Annotated in this window: 1 protein-coding gene; it reads right to left on the bottom strand. The window is 32.7% G+C overall.

All coding sequences use genetic code 11. The features are described from left to right. Positions 1–559: Rpn family recombination-promoting nuclease/putative transposase (locus tag EUBIFOR_RS11985; protein WP_003866344.1), on the bottom strand; the 559-nt coding region annotated here is incomplete at both ends.

Here is a 559-nt window from a genome sequence, read left to right on the forward strand (position 1 = left end):
TTTACAAGTCCAAAGCTGTTACTCTTTCCTTCATAAATAGACTGATCATAAATACTTCGACATATGTAAAATAGATTATGCACGTCTTCTTCATTAAAATTATATGAAGTATTTCCTGTGATTTCAATCAGATTCATTTTGTAGTCATGGAAATAGGATTTGAATCTTTCATCCACCTCAACTAGCTGTGATAGCTGTCTAGCTGCATTCCAAGGCTTTTCTCCTGTATAAAATACAAGAATATGCACCATTGGCAGTTTTTCTTTAATCCTATTCTTCTTTGACTTTTTTAACAATCTGTCATAAGCTACAAACTCATAGACAGCCGCTCTTACAACCATGGACATATCCACACAACTTTGATTTTCAATAATGAATGCACTATAAAGATTTCCATCATTGTACTTACGAATCACATCCACATGTTTTTCAAGATCCATATTCGCATCATTCATCTCAGAATCGAGTTCTTCACAATTCATAGCTTCAAGAACTTTTTCTCCATCAAAGAAGTATGCATTAAAGAAATCGACAAAATAGGCATTGTTTTCTAGAAATT

It is taken from the genome of Holdemanella biformis DSM 3989, from assembly GCF_000156655.1.
Lineage (GTDB): Bacteria > Bacillota_I > Bacilli_A > Erysipelotrichales > Erysipelotrichaceae > Holdemanella > Holdemanella biformis.